Raw genomic sequence first — 20,058 nt, forward strand, 5'->3', positions numbered from 1 at the left:
ACGTGGAACCGCAGGAAGGCCCCACCCGATGCCCCAGGAACTCGACGCAGGCTCCACCATCTTCTTCAACCTCACCATCGACGGTGAGAGCCTGGGCAACTTCAACGGTTGCGAAGGGCTCTCGTCCCAGGTCGAGATCGAGCAGCGGCAGGAGGGCGGCAACAACGGATTCGTCTGGCAGCTGCCCTCCCGCGTCACCTTCTCCAACATCACGCTGACCCGGCCCCTCACGGAGGACACCGCGAAGGTGGCGGAGTGGATCTCCTCCGTGACCACGGGGGTGACCCGGCCCACCGGGCAGATCGCCGCGCTGCGCGCGGACGGTTCGATGGTCGCCCAGTGGGGGCTGATCGACGTACTCCCGGTGAGCTGGCGCGGTCCTTCCTTCGACCCGGCGAGCCCCGCCGTGGCCACCGAGGTCCTGGAGATCGCCCATCACGGGTTCACGGACGCGGGGGAGGCGTAATCGATGAGATTCTCCAGCTTCGGCATCGGTGACAGCCTGGTCCGGGCGACGCTCGCCATCCACCAGCCGCCGATCGGCAGCAGCACCAAACCCGGCGCGCTCATGAAGACGTTCAACTTCGACTTCAACCCGTCCCAGTTGTCGCTGACCCGCAGGGCTCAGTGGAAGACCACGCCCACCGCCGCGGTGAGGGACGGCGCGGTCCCGGAGTTCATGGGGCCCGAGCCCCGGGAGATGACCGTGGAGATCTTCCTCGATCGCTCCGAGGAGCCGGACAGCAGCGATGTGCGCAAGAAGGTCGAAGCCCTCTTCTCCTGCTGTGAGACGACCACCGCCAGCATCGCGGCGAAGCAGCCGTCGACTCCGTGGGTGGTCTTCGAGTGGGGTGCCTTCTCCACGGCCCGCTTCAACGCGTACGTCAGCTCCGTGGAGGCCCAGTACACCCTCTTCAACACCAACGGAATGCCCATCCGGGCCGTCTGCCAGGTGAACCTGCACGAGATCCCGAGCAGCACTCCCGGCCAGAACCCCACCTCCGGCGCGCTCACCACACGCCGGGTGCACCGGGTCGTGGCCGGCGACTCGCTCCCGCTCCTGGCGTGGCGCGAGTACGGCGACGCCACGGTGTGGCGCACGATCGCCGAGGCCAACGGCATCGACGATCCGACGGCGCTGACGCCCGGTGCCGAGCTGATGCTTCCCGCCGCTGAAGAGGTCGGCGCCTGATGACCGATATCGGTTTCTCCAACATCCTCACGGTGCAGATCGCCGGTGCGAAGCTCAAGTCCCCGGAGGACAAGAAGCTGGTGGCGGGCCGCGTCGACTTCGGCGCGGGCGTGCCCGGTGCGTTCCAGCTCACCTTCCGTGACGACAAGAAGGACATCCTCGCCAAGCTGAACGTCGAGATCGGCGTGCCGGTGGTCATCTCACCCCTTTCGGACGGCAAGGGCACGCCGCTGATCACCGGCGAGGTCACCGCCCTGGAGACCGACTACGACCGCACCGGTACCTTCACCGTCATCCGTGGTTACGACAAGGGGCACCGCATGCTCCGGCAGCGCCGGGTGGCGGCGTACAAGAACAAGACCGCCACCGAGATCGCGGTCGAACTGGCGCGTAAGAACGGCATTCCGATGGGGAAGACCCAACGGACCAAGGGGCAGTACGAGTTCATCAGCCAGGCCAACGTCACCGACTGGGACTTCGTCCAGCGGCTCGCGGACGAGAACGAGATGGTGATGTCCATCAACTCGAAGGGCAGGTTCCAGTTCGTCAAGCGGCAGCACGCGGCGCTGGCGCCCCCGGAGAGCACGCCGAGCGGAAAGGGCGCGCTCCTCCTGAAGGGAGGCGAGGAGATCCTGCGCTGCCGCGCGGCGGTCACCTCGGCCGACCAGGTGACCGCTGTCGAGGCGCGCGGCTGGAACGTCACCACCAAACAGCCTCTGGTATCCAAGGCGCCCGCAGCGGACAACTCGGGCTTCGCCATCGGTACGAAGCCGTCCGAGGTGTCCAAGAAGTTCGGCAAGGCCGAACTCGTCGTGACCGACACGCCCTACGACAAGCTCGACGAGGTCAAGCACGCCGCCGACGCCGTGGCGGACGACGTGACCTCCTCCTTCGCCGAGGTGGAGATCACCGCGCGGGGCAACACCGAACTGCGTCCCGGGGTCGCCGTCACCCTCACGGACGTCGGGAAGCCGTTCCAGGGCAAGTACACGGTCACGGCTGCCCGCCACACCTTCGGCGACCAGGAGCACTACGAGACGTTCCTGAACGTCAGCGGCCGTCAGTGGCGTTCGCTGTACGGGCTCACGTCCGGAGGCGGCGGGGCGGGTACGGCCGGCCTGCCGAGCGTCGCCAATGCCCTGGTCACCGACATCAAGGACCCGTTGAGGCAGGGCAGGGTCAAGCTGAGGTTCCCGTGGCTGGACGACATGTACGTCAGCGACTGGACCCGGACCGTCCAGTTCGGCGGGGTCAAGGGCGGCAGCATGATCTCACCGGACGTGGACGACGAGGTACTGGTGGCGTTCGACCGCGGCGCCCTGGACCACCCGTACGTCATCGGCGGCCTCTACAACGGCGTCGACAAGCCGGATCCCGTCGACGTGCCGGTGTACGACCCGACGCGCGGAAAGGTCACCAGACGGACCCTGTCGGACCGCAGCAACAACCGTATCGACCTGCTCGACCAGAGCGTCGGCCTCAAGCGCGGGGTGCGGCTCTCCACCGGCGACAACCGGCTCACCATCAATCTGGACCGGACGAGGACCGAGATCGTCGTGGACAGCAAGGGGAAGGTCTCCATCAGAGGGAGCGGCGCCGTGGCCATCAACGCGGGCGGCAACCTCTCGCTGAACGCGGTGGGCTCCCTGACGATCCGCAGCGGCGGGCCGATGAACATCAACGCGGCGAGCGCCCTGTCCGTGAAGACGGGCGGCCTCACGTCCGTGAACTCGGGCGGGGCGCTCAACATGATGGCCGGTTCGGCCATGTCGTTGACCGCGGGTCTCTCCCTGAAGATCAACTCGGGCGTGGACATCGGCCTGAACGCGCCTGCGGTCCTTTCCAAGTTGAAGCCGGTGCTGACGGTGGGAGGAGTCTGATGGCAGAACAGTTCGTCGGCTCCGGATGGGCTTTCCCGCTGCGCATCAGCCCCACCGGCGGCATCGCCATGGTCAGCGGGGAACGCGAGGTCGAGGAGGCCATCCGGCTCGTCCTCTCCACCGCACCCGGGGAGCGGCCGATGCGGCCCGAATTCGGCTGCGCCATCCACGACATGGTCTTCGCCCCCGTCAACGAGGCCACCGCGGGCCGGATCCAGCACGAGGTGCACAGCTGCCTGGACCGCTGGGAACCGCGCATCGAGGTGGATGACGTCACGGTGACGTCCGGCGCGGAACAGGGCGTGCTCTTCATCGACGTCCGCTACTCGATCACGGGCACGAACAACCCGCGCAGCCTGGTTTTCCCGTTCTACGTGATCCCCTCCCACGACGGGCCCGAGGGGTCCGGCACGCCCGACGAGAACCTTGGAAGCGACCGCTGATGGCCCTCCCCTCCCCGAACCTCGACGACCGGCGCTTCCAGCAGTTCGTCGACGACGCCAAGCGCTACATCCAGCAGCGCGCCCCCGAGTGGACCGACCACAACGTCTCCGACCCGGGCGTGACCCTCGTCGAGACGGTCGCCCACATGGCCGACCAGATCGTGTACCGGCTCAACCGGGTGCCCGAGAAGAACCACCTCGCGTTCCTGGACCTCATCGGGATCACGCTCTTCCCCCCGTCCGCGGCGCGCGCCGATGTCACGTTCTGGCTGTCGGCGCCGCAACAGCAGCCTGTCGTGCTGGCGACGGGCACCGAGGTCGCCACGGTCCGTACCCAGACCGAGGACGCGGTGGTCTTCGCCACCGAGCGCGAACTCAGCGTGATCCCGTGCGAGTTGTCGTACCTCGTGGTCCAGCGGGTCGATCAGGAAGCGGTCGACCGCACCTCGGACCTGGCCGAGTCCAAGGACGTGCACTGCTTCACGGAGGCCCCGCGCCCCGGTGACCGCGTGCTGTTCGGGCTCAGCGCCGCCGTACCGGACTGCGTGGTCGTCCTGGAGCTCGACAGCCAGGTGGACGGTGTCGGTGTCGACCCCAGACAGCCGCCGCTCGCCTGGGAGGCGTGGACCGCCGACGGCTGGGTCGGCTGCGACGTCGACCGGGACACCACCGGCGGGCTCAACCGCCCCGGCGAGGTCGTGCTGCACGTCCCCAGCGGCCACGCGCTCTCCCGCACCGGGCGGCGCGAGGCGGGCTGGTTGCGCTGCCGGGTCACCGAGCCGGAACAGGGCCAGCCCTTCTACACCACCTCGCCCACCATCCGCTCCGCCGAGGCGTTCAGCATCGGTGGCACCACCGGCGTCGTGCACGCCGAGACGGTGCGGGACGAGGCGCTGGGGGAGTCCACCGGGCTGCCGGGACACCGGTTGCGGCTGGCCAACAGCCCCGTCGTCGGCGACGCGCAGCCGCTGCTCCTCCAGGTCGCCGAGCGCGACGGCTGGGTCGACTGGGAGACCGTCGGCCACTTCGCCGCCTCGGGCCCCACCGACCGGCACATCACCCTGGACGCGACCACCGGCGAGATAGCCTTCGGCCCGTCCGTCCGCGAACCGGACGGCACCCTGCGTCAGTACGGGGCCGTACCGCCCAAGGGCGCGCCCATCCGGGCCCGCCGCTACCGTACCGGCGGCGGAAAGGCGGGCAATGTCGCGAGGGGCGCCATCCAGGTGCTGCGCGACTCGATCCCGTACGTCTCCGACGTCGTCAACCGGGAGGCCGCGCGCGGTGGGGTCGACGGCGAGACCGTCGAGGAGGCGAAGCGCAGGGCACCCATCGCGCTGAGTGCGCAGGACCGCGCCGTGACCCTGCGGGACTACGAGGAACTCGCCCGGCGCGCGGCGCCCGAGACCGCGCGCATCACCTGCCTCGAGGCCGAGCCGGACGAGCACGGCGCGCACGCCGTACGAGTGCTGGTCGTCCCGCAGGCCGTGTCCGATCCGGGCGGCCGGCTGCGCTTCGAGCAACTCGTCCCTGGAGACGCCCTGCTGGGGCGCATCACCCGGTACCTGGACGAACGGCGCCTGATCGGAACCCGATTGGCGGTCGGGCCCCCGTTCTACCAGGGGGTGACGGTCGTCGCGACGGTGCACGCCTTCCGCGGCACCGACACCGACCGGGTCAGGCGGCAGGCGCACGACGCCCTGTACCGCCACCTCGACCCGCTGACCGGGGGAGCACACGGCACGGGCTGGCCCTTCGGCCGTCCGGTGCAGGCGGGTGAGGTGTTCGCGGTGCTGCAACGGGTGCCCGGCGTCGAGCTGGTGGACGAGGTGCTGCTGCACCCCGCCGACCCGCTCAGCGGAAAGCGCGGCGATCCCACGGAGCGGATCGACCTCGAACCCCCCGCGCTCGTCTTCTCGTTCGACCACCGCGTCCGGGTGATAGGGGACGCCTCGTGACCACGAGCGGGAGCATGCGCGGCTCCGTCGACGGACTCGGCTCCTCGGCGCCGCTGGGCGTGATGCTGCCGGCGGTGTTCGCCGACGACGATCTCGCCCAGCGCTTCGTCGCGGGTCTCGACGAGGTCCTCGCGCCGCTCCACAACGTGCTCGACTGTCTGGACGCCTACTTCACGCCGGCGCTCGCCCCCGCGGACTTCACCCGCTGGCTCGGCAGCTGGGTGGGAGCGGAGACCGAGGGGCCCGACACGGCCGGGCGCACCGACGGAGCCGTGGGCCGGGACCTGACGGAGGCCGCGCTCACCGGTCCGTCCACCGGTCACCCGCAGGACACGGACGCGACGGTCGCGCTGCGCGCCGCAGTGACCGCCGCCGTACGGCTGCACCGCATCCGCGGCACCCGGCGCGGACTGTCCGAGGCGGTACGGCTCGCCTTCGGCGTGGAGCCGGAGATCACCGAGAGCGGCGCGGCCGCCTGGGACGCCAGGCCCCTGGGCCCGGTCCCGGGCGAGAGCCGCCCGCATCTGCACGTCACCGTACGGCTGCCGGAGCCCGGTCCCGCCGCCGAGCACCGGCTGGAGCGCCTCGTAGCGGCAGCTCGCCCCGCCCATATGCCTTACACGGTCCACGTGACCACCGCCGAAAGGACTTCCGACAGGTGACCAGTCAGCAGGCTTCCCCCTCCACGCCACCTTCTTCCGCGGCCACCGGGAGCACGGGGGACCGGCCACGTCACTGTGCCGAGTGCGGCACGCTGCCGACCCCGGGGCAGTCCTTCTGCGACGACTGCGGCGCGGTACTGAGCTGGACCCCGGACATGAGGGAACGGGGCTCGAGTGCGGCGGGCCGGCAACCCGCGGACACTTCGGGCGCCTCGGGCTCCGACCCGATCCCGGTCACGTCGGCCGACGCGGATGCCGACGCCCCGCGCGCGAGCACGGTGCACGAACCCGTACGCGCCGATCCGCCGAGGGGGGCGCCCGAGGAGGACGACACCCTGCCCACGATCCCGGTGACCTCCGCCGCTCCGGCCGCCACCCAGGACCCGGACGCGAGCGCGCGCGCCAGGGCGCTGCTCGTACCGGTCGCCGACCAGAGTGCACCCGCACCGGCACCGGAAGCCGCCCCGGTCCTCCCCGGCGTGCCCGTCGCGGCCCGCCCCCGGGTCCAGGCCCCGAGCGGGGAACCGGCCGACGAGACAGGCCCCCCGTGCCCCTGGTGCGAGGTCGGCAACCGCCCCGACCGGCACTTCTGCCGACGCTGCGGCATGTCCCTCGCGGAGCGCCCCGGCGTCCCGGAGGCCCGGCGCCCCTGGTGGCGCCGGATGCGGGACTTCGGCAACGGCCCGACGCCGTGGGCGGGCGACCGCCCGAGGCTGCGACGCGGCATCGGCCGCATCTTCACGTGGGTCGCGTACGGCCTCGCGCTCGGGCTGGTGATCTACGCGGCGTTCAACGTGAGTACCGCGTGGAACGCGGCACGGGACCACTTCGCGAAGCGGGCCCAGATCAGCCCGGATGCCGTCGCGGCGTCCCGTTCATTCGGCGGCCACCCGCCGAAGGTGCTCTTCGACAAGATCAACAACAGTTGGTGGGGCCCCGGCGTCTCGGAGTCCGCCGAGGGCGAGTGGGTGGAGGCGCGTTTCCAGGAACCCGCCCGTCTGCTGAACATCCTCATCACGTCCGGCATCTCCGCCAAGGCTTCCGACCTCTCCGAGGCCGCGCTGCCGCACCGTATGGACGCGATCATCACCACGGCCGACGGGAAGAAGACCACGCGCCACATCAAACTCGACCAGATGAGCGGTCCCCAGCAGCGGAAGTTCCGGGCGGAGAACGTCGTCAGCGTACGGTTCGTCATACGCTCGGCGTTCAACGTGGGCTCCGACAAGCAGGTATCGATAGCCGAGATCGAGTTCTTCACCCGCGCCACGACCAGCGGCACGTAGGGCCCGGCCCCACTGCCGCTACCGGACACACCCGCCTCCTCGGCACGGCCTTCCCGGAAGGTCGTGCCGAGGAGGCGGTCGCTTCAGCCGAAGGTTCACGGCGAGCCGGCCGTCGGCACCGTCGGGTCTCACCGGCCGCGGGACGGCGGTGCCTCCCAGCGGTACGTCCTCAGAGGATCAGGCCCTTGGCGCGCAGATACGGGACGGGGGAGACGTCGGACCCGAACGCGGGCCCCGTGCGGATCTCGAAGTGCAGATGCGGCCCCGTCGCGTTGCCGGTCTCGCCGGACCAGCCGATGAGCGTGCCGCCCTGGACGCTCTGGCCGACGACGGCCTTCACCTCGGAGAGGTGGGCGTACTGACTGTACGTACCGTCCTCGTGGTGGATGACGACCTGATTGCCGTAGTCGCCGCCGGCCCCGGCCGTGACGACCTCACCCGGTCCTATCGCCTTGACCTGCGTTCCGGTGGGGATCGCGAAGTCGACGCCGGTGTGCAGGCCGGTGGACCAGGCGGAGCCCCGCTGGTGGTACGGGGTGCCGGCCGGCTCCTCGACAGGCAGGGTCCAGCCGCCGGCCACGTTGCCGCCGACCGGGACGACCATCTGCGGGTAGGACTTCATGACGGCCTTGACGTACTCGTACGCCTCCCCGTCCGCTCCACTCGCGCGCGGCACGCCGCCGTACTCCTCGACCGTCTTCCAGGTCAAGCGATGCCCCGCCAGGGCCAGTTCCAGGGGAGTGCCCCGGTAGCCGGGGTGCTTCTTCGCGGTCAGCAGGAGTCCGCACATCTTCTTGCCCAGTGACGGTATGGCGTCCGCGGGGTCCAGGACGTCCTTGACGCCGTCGTTGTTGCCGTCGATTCCCTCGGCCGCCCAGTCGGCGTCGGAGAACTGCGCGATGCCCCTGGTGACGGGCCGTTCGGCCTGTGCCACGTCGGGCAGGTCCTCGCCCGAAAGGCCCTCTCCGGAGCCGGGCCCGGTGCCAGGTTCCTCGCCGGAGAGGCCCTCTCCGGCCGGCTCCCCGCCCGTCTTCTCGTCCGCTGCCCGTTGCTCCTCACTCCGCGGGTCCGTCAGCGAGCCCTCGTCGTCCGCCGGCCCGTCGGCCGCGATGGACCTGGCCCTCGGGTTGAAGTTGCTCTCACGCTTCAACTGCGCCGCCAGCACGGGCGCGGTGAGCAGCTTCTCGTCGCAGTCGGCCGCGGCGTCGCGCAAGAGCTTCGCGTACATGCCGGGAACACCCACGTCGTCCGGCTTCAACTCCGTGCCCATCGGTGCGGGGACGTCTCCGCCGGCCGCCTCGCTGTCGTCGGAGGACCCGAGCAGCACCGCTCCGAGTCCGATCGATAACGGAGTCACCACGACCCCGACGATGACCGGCACCATCCAGCGAGCGATCCTCACAGCCCCGACACTCCCTACTCGACCGTCGCAGTGTGGCTCACTATGCCATCCGTCGCGGACGGCCCTGGCCGAACCCCGTGCAACCCGGACGGGCGAGAGGCAGCGGAGCCGAGGTGACCGACTTCCGCCGCCTCTGCGACCGTACGACGCCGCCCGTGCCGCAGGACATCCCACCCGGTCCGGTCAGGGGGACGGCACGTCAGGTCCAGCGCCGGCCGTCGCCCGAGGAACTGTGTGCGGGCGACACCGCGACCGCCGGACACGCGCGAGGCGGCCGCAAGCCGTGCACCGGCTCCGGCCGCCGACGCGACCGTCAGCTCTCGTGGACGGTCATCTCACCGAGCAACGACCAGTCGTCCTGCGGGACCTTCATGTTGACGATCCTGGGCGTCGCGACGAGATGGGGCGGCAACGCCTCCTGAGCGGCCCTGAAGTGGGCGGAGTGCACATGCGCGGCACCGGCCTCGTCGTCCTGGAAGGCCTCCACCAGGACGTACTCCGTCGGATCCTCGATGCTGCGGGACCAGTCGAACCACAGACATCCTGGTTCTGCGCGCGTCGCCCGGGTGAACTCCTCCACCACCTGGGGCCAGCGGTCCGCATGCTCGGGCAGGACGCGGAACTTCACGGTGATGAAAATCAAGGGGCCACTTCCTTCGTTGTCCGGGCCGGGGTCATGGAGTAAGGATCGCGCGGCCCCGGATCCTGCCGCTTTCCAGGTCATCCAGGGCGTCCTGGAAACGGTCGAGAGGGTACTTGGCGGTGTGCAGGCGCACGCGGCCCTGCGCGGCGAGGACCATCAGCTCGCACAGATCGTTGTAGGAGCCGATGAGGTTACCGACGAAGTTGATCTCGGCGGAGATGATGTCGATGGTCGGGACGTCGATGTTCTCGCCGTAACCGACCACGTGGTAGTCGCCCGCCTGACGCAGCATGCCGACGCCGTCCTTGGTGGAACCGCCCTCACCGACGAAGTCGATGACCGCCTCCGCCCCCTGCCCACCGGTCAGTTCGCGCACCCGTTCCACCTGGTCGCCCCCGGCGACGACACCATGGTCGGCCCCGATGGAGACGGCCAGGTCCACCGCGTCGGGATTGCGGTCGACGACGACGATCTCGGCGGCCGTGATGGCCTTCAGCACCTGGACGCCGATATGCCCCAGCCCGCCCGCGCCGATCACGACGCAGCGGTCACCGGGCCGCAGCTTCCGGGCGACCTTCGCCGCCGCGTGGTAGGCGGTCAGACCCGCGTCGGCGAGAGCCGCGACATCGGCCGGTTCGAGGGAGTCGTCGATCCGCACGACGCTGCGCGCGGAGGTCTTCAGGTACTCGGCGTACCCGCCGGCCGTGTCGATACCGGGGAAGAGGTTGTTCTCGCAGTGCACGTCGTCACCGGCCCGGCACGCCCGGCACAGTCCGCAGGTGATCAGCGGGTGCACGATGACCTTGTCGCCCTCGGAGACATTGGTGACGGCGCTGCCGACGGCGTGGACCCAGCCGGCGTTCTCGTGGCCGATCGTGTACGGCAGCGTCACCCCGGACTTCTCGGCCCACTGCCCTTCCAGGATGTGGATGTCGGTCCGGCACACGCCGGCCCCGCCGATCCTGACGATCACGTCGAACGGGCCGGTGACCTCGGGGGCCGGGACCTCGGTCATCTCGAGGTTCCTGCCGTAGCCCACGACCTGGACTGCTTTCACGAGACGTTCTCCTTCTGCGGAACGGTGGGGCGCAGGAGTTCCCCCGCGTGCACGGGGCCCCCCGCGTCTGTGAAGTCCCCGGCGCGCGGGGACTGGTCGGCCTCGGACTGCGGATACCGGGTGCGGAGCAGGCCCCGGCAGAAGTGCGCGTTGCCGTCGATCGACACCCGGACGGCACGGGCGAAGCGCAGCCGGAGCGGAATCTCCCCCGGCGGAAAGCGCCGCCCCTCCTCGTCCACCAGGACCGGGTCGGACGGTGCGGCGCCGAGACCCAGCGCCGCGCGCCGCCGCCGCAGCGCGCCCGCCGCCGCCCCGTCGGGGAGATTGCCGAGGACCACGTCGTGCAGGGCTTCCTCGGTGAGGTCCGGATTCGCGCGGAGCAGGAGGGTGAGAGCGCGCTCCATCGCCGCGGTGTGTGCCTTACGGCGGAACGTCAGACGCAGCGCTTCCAGATCCTTCTCCGCCTCGTCCCCGAACGTTCCGCGGTAGCCCGCGTCCGCGGCCAGCCCGCGGTTGATCAGGTCCGAGTCGTGGTGGTCGTCGAGGAGCACCACGACCTTCCGCGCCCAGGGCAGGGCGGTCAGCGCGTCCTTGGAGTCCGAGGCCATCAGATACGCGAAGTTCGGTGAACAGAACGAGGTGGGAAGCCTGAGATGCACGGTGAGCGCTCCGTCGGCGCCCACCGCCACGGAGCGTACGAAGCCGAGGTCGGTGATCGGCTCGTCCAGCTCAGGATCGAAGACCGCGTCGAGCGCCGCGCGAGCGGCCAGTTCCCGTGCGTCGGCGGACATCTCAGGCCACCACCGGTTCGGCGACGCCCAGCCCGGCGGGTACCGCGATGTCGTACATGGCCGCCGCGTTCAGCCCGAGGATCTTCTTCTTCTGCGCCAGGGTGATCGGCGCGTACTCGGTCATGTCCTCGGGGATCTGGAAGTCGACGAACCGCTCGATCAGCCAACGGGGCGTCCACAGCGCGTAGTCGCTGGAGAACTGGATGCGGTCCTCGTCCAGCCAGTAGAGCAGTTCGCCGATGATCTGCGCGAAGTACCGCGGCCGGCTGTGGATGAAGGGCATCGCCACCGCGAGACCCGCGTGCACATTGGGCTCCTGCGTGGCGATCCAGCAGAAGTCCTCCAGCCGGGGCAGGCCGCAGTGCTCGACGACGAAGTTCATCTCGGGGAACTGCGTGGCCGCCTTGTCGACGTCCGCCACATCGAACGCGTCCCGGTCGAGCGGCCGGATCGTCGGCCCCTTGTGGATGTGGATGTTGTTGATCCCGAGTTCCTGACAGGTCTCGAGATAGCGGTACGTCCACGGGTCGTCCAGCTTGTAGCCGCGGCTGTCGCCCTTCCACTCGGCGGTGTACAGCTTCGCGCCCTTGAGCTGGAACCGCTCGGCGTCCCGCCGCAGCTGGTCGAGCCCCTTCTGCTCGTACCGCGGGTCCCAGGAGTGGTTGTACGTCAGCTTGTCCGGGTGCAGCTGTGCGAGCGCGAATGACTCCTCGGTCTGCCCGAAACCGTTGCGGTAGAACGCACCCAGCCGCGCGGGCTGGAAGATGGCGTGGTCGACGTACCCCTCGACGAAGAGGTCCTTCATCAGACGCTCACCGCCGTAGTACAGATACTCCTCGTACGGCCAGAGCTCTGATTCCGGGCTCAGATTGCGGTGGTAGTCGTAGAAGCAGTCGATGAACTGTTTGCCGTGGATGTTGAGCTGGTTCTCGGGGCGCGCGTCCCACAGCGCGACGTGCGCGTCCACGATGAAGTAGTTCTCGCCGTCCTTGGAATACATCTCTCTCCTCGATTCGCGATGGGTGGTTGACCGAGTGGGCGCTCGACGCTCCGCGTCAGGAGAACTGGATGCCGCCGTCGATCATGACGGACTGGCCGGTCATGTAGTCCGAGTCCCGCGAGGCCAGGTAGGAGACGAAGGACGCGACGTCCTCGGGCTCCTCGACCCGGCCGAGCGCGATCGCCTCCGCGTACTTCTTGATGGCCCGGCCCTTCTTCAGGCCCTCCTCCTGGGCCAGCCGCTCGTCGATCAGGTCCCACATCGCGGTCCCGACGATCCCCGGGCAGTACGCGTTGACGGTGATGCCGTGCTGCGCCCACTCCATGGCCGCGGCCTGGGTCAGCCCACGCACGCCCCACTTCGACGCCGAGTACGCGCCGAGCAGCGCGAACGGGCGGTACGCGACGATCGAGGCGGCGCCGATGATCTTGCCGCCGCCTCCCTGGGCGATCATCTGCCGCGCCGCGGCCTGGTAGGAGAGGAAGACCCCGCGCAGGTTCACCGCCATGACCTGCTCGAACTCGTCGAGCCCGGTGTCCAGCAGCGAAGTGACCCTGGCGATGCCGGCGTTCGCCACATAGACATCGACCTTGCCGAAGCGGTTCGCCACCTCTTCCACGAGCGCGTCGGTCTGCTCCTTGCTGGACACATCGGCGTGCACGGCCAGTGCCCGGCGCCCCGTCTTCTCGATACCGGCCGCCACCTCGCTGAGCTCGTCACCCATGCCGGGGAGGTCGGCGACGGCCACATCGAGTCCGTCCTTGGCCAGCCGCTCCGCGATGCTGCGGCCGATGCCCCGGGCCGCGCCGGTGACGATCGCGGTACGGGCTGTGTTGTCGGCGGAAGTCATAGGTGCTCCTGTGCTCGACGGTAAGCGCCACACCCTTCGTGCGGTGCTGCTGTCCATCAGCGTGGGGGCGGGGGGTGCCGTCGAGTTTTTCAATGTGGAACACACTGCCGCCCGCCCTCTGATCAGGGCACGGAGAACGCACGGAGAATTTGTGGCGAACCACCCGTTGACAGGTGCAAACGCGTTCGTAATATGGCTGAAACACGCTCATCGGAGGCGCCATGCTCAGTGACAGCACAGCGCGGGACCTGACCATCGCGCGAGCACGCCTGAAGTTCCTGGAGAACGCGGAGCTGCCCGCGGCGATCGTGCCCGAGGGCATCCGTAACTCCTGGCAGCGTTCCAAGTACCTGGGGATCGGCACGGACGAGGTGGTCGTCCCCTACCAGCCCGACTACGACCGGGAGAGCCGCCTGGTACGCGCCGCCGCGCCGGTCCTGGACCGCCTGGAACAGGCGCTGGCGGGCTCGGACGCCTGTGTGATCGTGACGGACCGAAAAGGCTGGGTACGCGACCGCCGCGTCGGGGAGAAGCGGCTCTCGGCCCACCTGGACCGGGTCCACCTGGCGCCCGGCTTCAACTACGCCGAACAGTTCGTCGGTACGAACGGCATCGGGGTCGCACTGGAGGAGCGCCGGCCCAACGTGGTCCTGGGCACCGAGCACTTCAACGAACGCCTGCAGAACGTCTCCTGCGCGGCCGCCCCGATCCGCAACTCGGTCACCGGGCGGGTCGAGGGAGCCATGAATTTGACCTGCTGGAACGGCCCGGCGCGCATACTCATGACAGCCCTGGTACAGGAAGCCGCCGGCGACATCGAGCGTGTGATGTACGAGCTCAGCAGCTCGCACCAGCGCGCCCTGCTGGAGGCGTTCCAGCAGGTCACCCACTACGGCGACCGGCCGGTGCTCTGCCTCGGCCAGGATCTCGTGCTTGCCAACTCCGCCGCCTCGGCGAGACTCACCGGCGACGACCACCGGCTGCTGCACGAGGCCGCCGCCGAACTGGGGCACGCGCCCCGCGCCCGGAAGCAGGTGCAGCTGACCGGCGGGGAGACCGTCCTGATGCGCTGCCGCCAGGTCGACAGCTCGGCGGGCGCGGCCGGATTCCTGCTGGAGCTGGCCTTCGCGGACCGCCCCTCCGACCAGACCCGCCCCCGTACAGGCTCCCGCTCCCGTCCCGGCCAGGACGCGGCCCGGCCCTGGCCGCTGCCGGGCCTGGCGGGGACGGACCCGGCGTGGAACACCGTCTCCCGCACGGCCTCGCGCTGCGCCGGCGACCGGACGCCGCTCCTGCTGCACGGCGAGACCGGAACAGGGAAGTCCGCCCTGGCCCGCGCCGCGCACGCGCTCACGGGGGGCGCGTCGGCGCCCGTGATCGTGGACGCCGGGACCGGCCTGACGGCCGCCCTGCGCACGGCACCCACAGGGCCCGGGCGGACCCTGGTCCTGCGGAACGTCGATGCCGTGCCCCCCGAGCAGGGCCCCGCCGTCGCCCGGGCGCTGGACGACGCGGTGGCACAGGGCACATGGATCGTGGGCACGCTCACCCGCGCCCCGGGCGTACCGGACGCCCTACGGCGCTGTTTCGCCGAGGCGGCAGCGGTACCCGCCCTCCGGCACCGCCTCGCCGACCTCCCGGCCCTGGTCGACTGCCTGCTGCAGCGCATCGGCGCGGGCGTGGAGTGCGCACCGGAGGTCCTGCCCCTGCTGCGCCGGCAGGACTGGCCCGGCAACATCCGCCAACTGGAATCCGCCCTGCGCAAGGCCGCCGCGGGCCGCCGTACGTACCGGATCGAGCTCGGCGACCTGCCCCTTTCCCTGCACAGCGCGGGCAGCAGGCCCCTGAGCGGCTGGGAAGCGTCCGAGCGCGACACCCTGGTCCAGGCCCTGCTGGAGGCGGACGGCAACAAACTGCTGGCCGCACAACGGCTCGGCATCTCCCGTACGACGATCTACCGCAAGATGAGGGCCTACGGCATCACGCTTCCCACGCGCCACTGAACGTCGTGGTCGTCATGCGGTTACGGACAGAAGTGCGGGCGTTATGTCCGGTTCTCGTGTCCGTGACCTCCCAATGACCACTTGGGCCCGGCCCGGGGCGCGGCGGACAGGGGGTGGGGGAGCGCGATCCCGGGAAGACCGTGTGGTGCGAGTTTGCTGATTCGGCAAGCAAGTTTGTCGAACCGGCGTCGTGCGCGCACCATCTCCCGTAACAGGAGGTGTTCCGCATGAGCGACATGAACCAGCGGTACGACGTAGTGGTGATCGGCGGTGGGGCCGCCGGGCTGAGCGGGGCGCTCGCCCTGTCCCGGGCACGGCGTTCCGTGCTCGTGATCGACGGGGGGAGGCCGCGCAACGCCCCCGCGTCCCACGCGCACAACTACCTGGGCCGGGAGGGCATCCCGCCCTTGGAGCTACTGGCCATCGGCCGGGCCGAGGCGGCGGGTTACGGCGCCGAGATCGCCCAGGGCAACGTCGTCTCGGCCGAGAAGCTGTCCGACGGCTTCCGTGTACTACAGGAGGACGGGAGTGCCGTTCACGCCCGCCGGCTGCTCGTGACCACCGGAATCGTCGACGAGCTGCCGGCCGTGGAGGGCCTGGCCGAGCGCTGGGGCGACGAGGTGCTGCACTGTCCGTACTGCCACGGGTGGGAGGTGCGGGACAGGCCGGTCGGCATTCTGGCGCTCAGCCCCATGGCCGTGCATCAGGCGCTGCTCTGGCGGCAGTGGACCGACGACGTGGTGCTGTTCCGTCACGAACAGCCCGATTTCAGCGACGAGGAGTACGAGCAGCTCGCCGCCCGGGGTGTCTCCGTGGTGGACGGCGAGGTGGCCGCGCTGGAGGTGGCCGAGGACAAGGTCACCGGTGTGCGGCTGGCCGGTGGCACGGTGATCCCGCGCGAGGCGCTCGTGGTCCAGCCGCGCTTCACCGCACGTTCGGCGGTCCTGGAGAGCCTCGGTCTCCGGCCCACCGAACTGGAGATGGGGGGCCACGTCGTCGGTACGTACATCGCTGCCGATCCCGCCGGGGCGACCGAGGTGCCGGGCGTGTGGGTGGCCGGTAACGTCGCCAACCTCATGGAGCAGGTCGTCGGAGCAGCCGCCGCCGGGCTGAAGGCGGCGTCGATGATCAACATGGACCTCGTCACCGAGGACACCCGCCGCGCGGTCGACGCCCGCCGCACACCCTTCTCGGCCGAGGCCGAGCGTCAGGTCGCCGAGCGCGTGCTCGGTGACCGCCGTCACGGACTTCAGGAGATCTCACGATGACCACCGACAGCACGCGCACCGACGCCGAGATGTGGGACGACCGGTACCGCGAGAGTGACCGGATCTGGAGCGGGAACCCCAATGTCGTTCTCGTCCGTGAAGTGGAGGGCCTGAAGCCGGGTCGTGCCCTCGACCTGGGATGCGGCGAGGGCGCGGACGCGGTCTGGCTCGCCCGGTGGGGCTGGCAGGTCACGGCCACCGACATCTCGCGCGTCGCCCTGGAGCGGGCGGCGGTCCACGCGGCCGAGGCCGATGTCGCCGACCGGGTCGACTGGCAGTGGCACGACCTGGGGGCCTCGTTCCCCGAGGGGGAGTACGACCTGATCTCCGCCCAGTTCCTGCACTCGATGGGCGACCTGCCCCGCGAGGAGATCCTGCGCAAGGCCGCCGCGGCCGTCGCACCCGGCGGCGTACTCCTGATCGTCGGCCACGCCGGCTTCCCCTCCTGGGAGCACGACCACCCGGATATGGAGCTGCCCACGACGGACGAGGTCCTCGCGTCCCTCGAACTCCCGGAGGGGGAGTGGGAGGTGCTGCTCAGCGAGGAGCACGAGCGGATCCAGAACGACCCAGACGGCAACCCCACCACCCGCACGGACAACGCGCTGAAGCTCCGCCGCAAGGCGGACCGGTAACGCCGAGCGCCCGCCGTCCTCCCCGGAAGGGGAGGGCCGGCGGGCGCGCTCGTTTCAGGGGGGTCAGGCCTGCGGGGCGGCCTTGATCGCGGAGATGTCGAAGGTCAGCTTGACCTTGTCGCTGACCATCACGCCGCCGGTCTCCAGCGCCGCGTTCCAGGTCAGGCCCCAGTCGGAGCGCAGGATGTTCGTGCTGCCCTCGAAGCCGACACGCTCGTTGCCGTAGACGTCGGTGGCGGAGCCGTTGAACTCGAGGTCGATGGAGAGGGGTCGGGTGACGTCCTTGATCGTGAGGTCGCCGGTGACGCGGTAGGTGTCGCCGCCGAGCTGCTCGGCCCGCGTGGAGCGGAACGTCATCAGGGGGAACTTCTCGGCCTCGAAGAAGTCGCCGCTGACGAGGTGACCGTCGCGGTCGGCGATGCCGGTGTCCACGCTGGCGATCTTGACGTCGATGGAGGCGGAGGAGTTGGACGGGTCGGAGCCGTCCAGCGTCAGCGTGCCCTCGTGCTCACCGAAGGAGCCGCGCACGTTCGTGACCATGGCGTGGCGCACGGTGAAACCGATGCTGCTGTGCGCAGGGTCGATGGTGTACGTGCCGGTCAGCGCGGCCAGCGCGGGGTCCACCGCGAGGGTGGCGGTGGATGACGCGGCGTCGTTGTTCTTGCGGTTGAACAGAGCCATGGCTCCTCCTCGGGGGACGTGTTCAGACGAGTGACTGCCGAAGATCTTATTTAACCTTCAACGAGATTCACTGTAGACCTTTTTTGTTCAACCTTCAACATTCACCGTCGATATCCACGCGTTCGAGCGCGTCCGACGTGGTAGCCGACCCCATTCCGCCCCTGGTTGACGCGCGTAGAGCTCGCCGGTGCTTCCGGCGCGTTTCCCAGGTCGGCCGCATACGGCAGGGCCGCCCGTCGCGGACTGGCGACGGGCGGCCCTGGGTCACGGGAGCCTCAGGAGCCGACGCTCACCGTGAAGCGCCGCGGGTTGCCGTCGTGTGCCGCCCCCGACACGTCCGGCTCGCCGTCCGGGCGTACGTCGTCGTAGGGGAACGCGTAGCCGATCGGGGAATTGGCGTGGACGACGCGGGACCAGTGGTTCGTCACCCCGCCCTTGTAGTAGTCCGCCACCGTGGTGCCGTTGGGCTGCTGCGGGTGGCTGAGCATGATGGAGCGGTTGAAGCCCGCAGCGATCCTGGCGAGCAGCGCCTTCTTGTCGTCGCTGTCACCTGGATTGTTGGTGAAGGGGCCGTGGTTGCAGGTGAAGATGTCCTTCGACGTCGGCTTGACGAAGGTGTGGCCGCCCTCGAAGGTCAGCGTGTCCCCGCTGACGCGGCCTGCCAGCGTGCCCCGGCCACCCTGCAGGTCGATCCGCAGGTCGGTGGAGCGGTACTTCTCCCAGACCTCGTCGATCTGGGCCGTGAACAGGTCGCGGAACGGCATCTCGGCGGGCCGGTCGAAGAACGGGGCCATCAGATTCTGCGGCGAGACGACCCGCAGGACCTGTCCGTCGCTGCCGCGGGTGACCAGCTTGTCCCAGGGCTGCCCGTCGGCGGCCGCCTGGGCCGTGAGGTCGTCGGCTATGCGCTGGACCGCGCCGTCCGGGAGCGGGGCCACCGTGTGCGTGGCGTCGCCCTCCAGGGTCAGCCCGATCGGCAGCGCCGTCACCAGGTCGACGTAGCTGATGTTCGCGTACAGCTGCTGTGGATTGAAGGTGAACTCGCAGAACGACCAGGTCCTGGCGTAGTTCGGGTCGGTGGGCGTCGCGAAGGCCGGCTCGACCAGGGACGGCCCCGGGTTGAGGTAGAAGTCCAGCTTGTCGTCCCGTACGAAGTAGACCCTCGCCCCGTACATCTGGGGCAGGGTCAGGACGACGGGCCCGGCGCCGGCCGCCTTGAGCGGGATGGCGCAGTCCACCGGCAGGGGGGTCTGCGGGGCGCCGGGGGAGTCGGGGCGGTAGACGCTGCCGTCGGGGCGCAGGAGCACCCAGCGGTCCGTGCCCTGCTCGTGGCCGGTGACGTACGCGTGCACCGTGCCGGGCAACGAGCGGTTCTCCAGGGCCAGTTCGCAGGTCGCGGCAGCGGCCGACGCACGCGGGCTCAGGGCGCTGCCCCAAAGGGGGTAGGTGAGCGCCGTCGCGGAGGCGGCGGCGCCCGTCAGGAACATTCTGCGCGAAATCACGAAGGAACTCCCGAGGTGTGGGGGCCGCAGACAGGGGTGGGGGTGTGGTGCGGGGAGGTGGAGCCGTGGGGGGTGTCTGCGGTGCGCACCACTCTCGCGACGCCTTCGCCGAGCGTCAAGACTTATGGCTGAGAGCGCTCTCAGAATGTCGCCGTTCTTCACAACTCGACGTCGGCGGCCGGATTTTGGCCACACCTGGTCGATCGCCGGATGCACGGAGTGAAGAGGAGCTGAACGGGACGACAGCCCTGGGGGCACCCGGGCCGGCCCCGGAACCGCCGACGGGCGGGCCCCTGGCCCCAGGGGTGCGATCCTGGGGGCCACCCCCCTGCCATTGTGGTGCGTCCGGTCGCCCGCCCCGGTGGATCCGCGGCGTGGCGCGCGGGCCGGCATGTGGCGGGGAACACACGTTCCGCTTTGTCGAAGCCCTACAACGCGGGAGCCCCGCGAACTGGCGGATGGGCTGCACGGCGTCCGACTTCTGTCAGGTGCCACCAGGAAACGAGGCAGGAGACTGTCCGGTGTGGACGGCAGAGTTTGTGCGGTCGGGTTCGTAGGGTCGACGTATGACCGTTGTGGACGAAATCGCGGGCGAGCCGAGTGACACGCGTGGCCGGGTGGCCGAACTGCTGGCCCTGCGTGAGGAGGCCCGGCGTGGACCGAGCGACCGGGCGACCGAGGCGCAGCACGCCAAGGGCAAGCTGACGGCCCGCGAGCGCATCGAGCTTTTGCTGGACGAGGGATCGTTCAAGGAGGTCGAGCAGCTGCGCCGGCACCGGGCGACCGGTTTCGGCCTGGAGGCGAA

19 protein-coding genes are annotated in these 20,058 nt (G+C 70.0%); 11 read left to right on the forward strand and 8 right to left on the reverse strand.

Annotation, left to right across the window (positions count from 1 at the left end; translation table 11 throughout):
* The first annotated feature begins 28 nt into the window (after positions 1-28).
* From ACWD04_RS28660 to ACWD04_RS28690, 7 genes are read left to right on the forward strand one after another with little or no spacing between them, the layout of a single operon-like run.
* On the forward strand, positions 29-466 hold the full coding sequence (locus tag ACWD04_RS28660) for a phage tail protein (protein ID WP_451136634.1): 438 nt from the start codon (positions 29-31) through the stop codon (positions 464-466).
* A 3-nt stretch (positions 467-469) separates the two neighbouring features.
* A complete protein-coding gene (locus ACWD04_RS28665) occupies positions 470-1,192 on the forward strand; it encodes a CIS tube protein (RefSeq protein ID WP_451136635.1) in 723 nt (240 codons plus the stop codon).
* Positions 1,192-3,072, forward strand: a complete 1,881-nt coding sequence (locus tag ACWD04_RS28670; protein WP_451136636.1) for a VgrG-related protein — start codon at positions 1,192-1,194, stop codon at positions 3,070-3,072. The genes ACWD04_RS28665 and ACWD04_RS28670 overlap by 1 nt, the downstream gene beginning before the upstream one ends.
* Positions 3,072-3,515 (forward strand): GPW/gp25 family protein, encoded by a 444-nt coding sequence (locus tag ACWD04_RS28675; RefSeq protein WP_451136637.1) that lies wholly within the window; start codon positions 3,072-3,074, stop codon positions 3,513-3,515. Before ACWD04_RS28670 ends, ACWD04_RS28675 begins: the two co-directional genes overlap by 1 nt.
* Positions 3,515-5,473, forward strand: a complete 1,959-nt coding sequence (locus ACWD04_RS28680; RefSeq protein WP_451136638.1) for a putative baseplate assembly protein — start codon at positions 3,515-3,517, stop codon at positions 5,471-5,473. Before ACWD04_RS28675 ends, ACWD04_RS28680 begins: the two co-directional genes overlap by 1 nt.
* A 14-nt stretch (positions 5,474-5,487) precedes the next feature.
* Positions 5,488-6,135, forward strand: coding sequence for a phage tail protein (locus ACWD04_RS28685; RefSeq protein WP_451136651.1), 648 nt, complete (start codon positions 5,488-5,490; stop codon positions 6,133-6,135).
* On the forward strand, positions 6,132-7,421 hold the full coding sequence (locus ACWD04_RS28690) for an NADase-type glycan-binding domain-containing protein (protein ID WP_451136639.1): 1,290 nt from the start codon (positions 6,132-6,134) through the stop codon (positions 7,419-7,421). Before ACWD04_RS28685 ends, ACWD04_RS28690 begins: the two co-directional genes overlap by 4 nt.
* A gap of 169 nt (positions 7,422-7,590) precedes the next feature.
* Here ACWD04_RS28690 and ACWD04_RS28695 read toward each other — a convergent pair whose 3' ends face one another.
* From ACWD04_RS28695 to ACWD04_RS28720, 6 genes are all read right to left on the reverse strand, one after another.
* Complete coding sequence (locus ACWD04_RS28695; protein WP_451136652.1) at positions 7,591-8,805, reverse strand: M23 family metallopeptidase; 1,215 nt, start codon at positions 8,803-8,805, stop codon at positions 7,591-7,593.
* Between the two features lie 331 nt (positions 8,806-9,136).
* Entirely contained in the window at positions 9,137-9,466 is a 330-nt protein-coding gene (locus ACWD04_RS28700) for a putative quinol monooxygenase (protein ID WP_451136640.1), read from the reverse strand.
* A gap of 31 nt (positions 9,467-9,497) precedes the next feature.
* On the reverse strand, positions 9,498-10,523 hold the full coding sequence (locus ACWD04_RS28705; RefSeq protein WP_451136641.1) for an NAD(P)-dependent alcohol dehydrogenase: 1,026 nt from the start codon (positions 10,521-10,523) through the stop codon (positions 9,498-9,500).
* A complete protein-coding gene (locus ACWD04_RS28710; protein WP_451136642.1) occupies positions 10,520-11,314 on the reverse strand; it encodes an iron-sulfur cluster assembly protein in 795 nt (264 codons plus the stop codon). The genes ACWD04_RS28705 and ACWD04_RS28710 overlap by 4 nt, the downstream gene beginning before the upstream one ends.
* Position 11,315: 1 nt before the next feature.
* Complete coding sequence (locus ACWD04_RS28715) at positions 11,316-12,314, reverse strand: amidohydrolase family protein (protein WP_451136643.1); 999 nt, start codon at positions 12,312-12,314, stop codon at positions 11,316-11,318.
* 55 nt (positions 12,315-12,369) lie between these two features.
* Positions 12,370-13,164: an acetoin reductase gene (locus ACWD04_RS28720; protein ID WP_451136644.1), complete on the reverse strand. Its 795-nt coding sequence runs from the start codon at positions 13,162-13,164 to the stop codon at positions 12,370-12,372.
* A 221-nt stretch (positions 13,165-13,385) separates the two neighbouring features.
* Here ACWD04_RS28720 and ACWD04_RS28725 point away from each other — a divergent pair, with 221 nt between their 5' ends.
* The 3 genes from ACWD04_RS28725 to ACWD04_RS28735 all read left to right on the forward strand — a co-directional run bounded on the left by ACWD04_RS28725 (position 13,386) and on the right by ACWD04_RS28735 (position 17,070).
* Positions 13,386-15,167, forward strand: coding sequence for a sigma-54-dependent Fis family transcriptional regulator (locus ACWD04_RS28725; RefSeq protein WP_451136645.1), 1,782 nt, complete (start codon positions 13,386-13,388; stop codon positions 15,165-15,167).
* A gap of 227 nt (positions 15,168-15,394) precedes the next feature.
* The gene (locus ACWD04_RS28730) at positions 15,395-16,435 is read left to right on the forward strand and encodes an NAD(P)/FAD-dependent oxidoreductase (protein WP_451136646.1); all 1,041 of its coding nucleotides are present in this window, start codon (positions 15,395-15,397) and stop codon (positions 16,433-16,435) included.
* Positions 16,432-17,070, forward strand: a complete 639-nt coding sequence (locus tag ACWD04_RS28735) for an SAM-dependent methyltransferase (protein WP_451136647.1) — start codon at positions 16,432-16,434, stop codon at positions 17,068-17,070. The genes ACWD04_RS28730 and ACWD04_RS28735 overlap by 4 nt, the downstream gene beginning before the upstream one ends.
* Before the next feature lie 63 nt (positions 17,071-17,133).
* Here the strand turns inward: ACWD04_RS28735 and ACWD04_RS28740 are convergent, their stop codons facing one another.
* Complete coding sequence (locus ACWD04_RS28740; protein ID WP_451136648.1) at positions 17,134-17,751, reverse strand: YceI family protein; 618 nt, start codon at positions 17,749-17,751, stop codon at positions 17,134-17,136.
* Positions 17,752-18,026: 275 nt separating this feature from the next.
* Positions 18,027-19,238, reverse strand: a complete 1,212-nt coding sequence (locus tag ACWD04_RS28745) for a glycoside hydrolase family 64 protein (protein ID WP_451136653.1) — start codon at positions 19,236-19,238, stop codon at positions 18,027-18,029.
* A 581-nt stretch (positions 19,239-19,819) separates the two neighbouring features.
* On the opposite strand from ACWD04_RS28745, the gene ACWD04_RS28750 reads away from it, so the two are divergent.
* On the forward strand, positions 19,820-20,058 hold a 239-nt coding region (locus tag ACWD04_RS28750; protein ID WP_451136649.1), incomplete at its 3' end, for a carboxyl transferase domain-containing protein.

This window comes from Streptomyces sp. NPDC002911 (assembly GCF_053591835.1).

Excerpts from the sequence above, each read along its gene's own strand:
- ACWD04_RS28725 (WP_451136645.1), top strand. The coding sequence starts at position 13,386 with ATGCTCAGTGACAGCACAGCGCGGGACCTGACCATCGCGCGAGCACGC.
- ACWD04_RS28745 (WP_451136653.1), bottom strand. The coding sequence starts at position 19,238 with ATGTTCCTGACGGGCGCCGCCGCCTCCGCGACGGCGCTCACCTACCCC.
- ACWD04_RS28720 (WP_451136644.1), bottom strand. The coding sequence starts at position 13,164 with ATGACTTCCGCCGACAACACAGCCCGTACCGCGATCGTCACCGGCGCG.
- ACWD04_RS28680 (WP_451136638.1), top strand. The coding sequence starts at position 3,515 with ATGGCCCTCCCCTCCCCGAACCTCGACGACCGGCGCTTCCAGCAGTTC.
- ACWD04_RS28670 (WP_451136636.1), top strand. The coding sequence starts at position 1,192 with ATGACCGATATCGGTTTCTCCAACATCCTCACGGTGCAGATCGCCGGT.
- ACWD04_RS28710 (WP_451136642.1), bottom strand. The coding sequence starts at position 11,314 with ATGTCCGCCGACGCACGGGAACTGGCCGCTCGCGCGGCGCTCGACGCG.
- ACWD04_RS28660 (WP_451136634.1), top strand. The coding sequence starts at position 29 with ATGCCCCAGGAACTCGACGCAGGCTCCACCATCTTCTTCAACCTCACC.
- ACWD04_RS28665 (WP_451136635.1), top strand. The coding sequence starts at position 470 with ATGAGATTCTCCAGCTTCGGCATCGGTGACAGCCTGGTCCGGGCGACG.
- ACWD04_RS28695 (WP_451136652.1), bottom strand. The coding sequence starts at position 8,805 with ATGGTGCCGGTCATCGTCGGGGTCGTGGTGACTCCGTTATCGATCGGA.
- ACWD04_RS28675 (WP_451136637.1), top strand. The coding sequence starts at position 3,072 with ATGGCAGAACAGTTCGTCGGCTCCGGATGGGCTTTCCCGCTGCGCATC.
- ACWD04_RS28735 (WP_451136647.1), top strand. The coding sequence starts at position 16,432 with ATGACCACCGACAGCACGCGCACCGACGCCGAGATGTGGGACGACCGG.
- ACWD04_RS28715 (WP_451136643.1), bottom strand. The coding sequence starts at position 12,314 with ATGTATTCCAAGGACGGCGAGAACTACTTCATCGTGGACGCGCACGTC.
- ACWD04_RS28740 (WP_451136648.1), bottom strand. The coding sequence starts at position 17,751 with ATGGCTCTGTTCAACCGCAAGAACAACGACGCCGCGTCATCCACCGCC.
- ACWD04_RS28730 (WP_451136646.1), top strand. The coding sequence starts at position 15,395 with ATGAGCGACATGAACCAGCGGTACGACGTAGTGGTGATCGGCGGTGGG.
- ACWD04_RS28685 (WP_451136651.1), top strand. The coding sequence starts at position 5,488 with ATGCGCGGCTCCGTCGACGGACTCGGCTCCTCGGCGCCGCTGGGCGTG.